The organism is Streptomyces barringtoniae, assembly GCF_020819595.1.
GTDB lineage: Bacteria > Actinomycetota > Actinomycetes > Streptomycetales > Streptomycetaceae > Streptomyces > Streptomyces barringtoniae.
In genome coordinates this window covers 1-688 of the sequence record NZ_JAJHNP010000093.1, presented here as the reverse complement: position 1 = coordinate 688, position 688 = coordinate 1, and the positions used below count along the sequence as shown (strand labels likewise).

General features: G+C 71.8%; 1 protein-coding gene. It reads right to left on the bottom strand.

Annotated elements, in window-relative coordinates:
* Positions 1-688: beta-ketoacyl synthase N-terminal-like domain-containing protein (locus tag LMU33_RS40855; protein WP_228627181.1), on the bottom strand; the 688-nt coding region annotated here is incomplete at both ends.

The window sequence follows — 688 nt, the reverse complement described above, 5'->3', positions numbered from 1 at the left end:
GGCCTGGGCGTGTCCGATGTTGGACTTCACCGAGCCCAGCAGCAGCGGACGGTCCTCGGCACGGTCCTGCCCGTAGGTGGCGAGCAGCGCCTGCGCCTCGATCGGGTCGCCCAGGCTCGTACCCGTGCCGTGCGCCTCCACCGCGTCGACGTCCGCGGCCGACAGCCGGGCATTGGCCAGCGCCTGCCGGATGACGCGCTGCTGCGAAGGACCGTTCGGCGCCGTCAGGCCGTTGCTCGCACCGTCCTGATTGATCGCCGATCCGCGGACCACCGCCAGCACGGGATGACCGTTCTTACGGGCGTCCGACAGCCGCTCCACCACCAGCAGGCCGACGCCCTCGGCCGGGCTGAAGCCGTCGGCGTCGGCGGAGAACGCCTTGCAGCGGCCGTCCGCGGACAGTCCGCGCTGCCGGCTGAACTCGATGAAGGTGCCAGGTGTCGACATCACCGTGACGCCGCCGGCAAGCGCGAGGGAGCACTCGCCGTTGCGCAGCGCCTGCACCGCCAGGTGGAGGGCGACGAGCGAGGCCGAGCACGCGGTGTCCACCGTCACCGCCGGACCCTCCAGCCCGAACGTGTAGGCGACGCGGCCGGAGACGACGCTGCCCGCCGTGCCCGTGGCCAGATGGCCCTCGTATCCGGTGTCGGAGGCCTGCATGACCATGGAGTAGTCGGAGCCGTTGGTT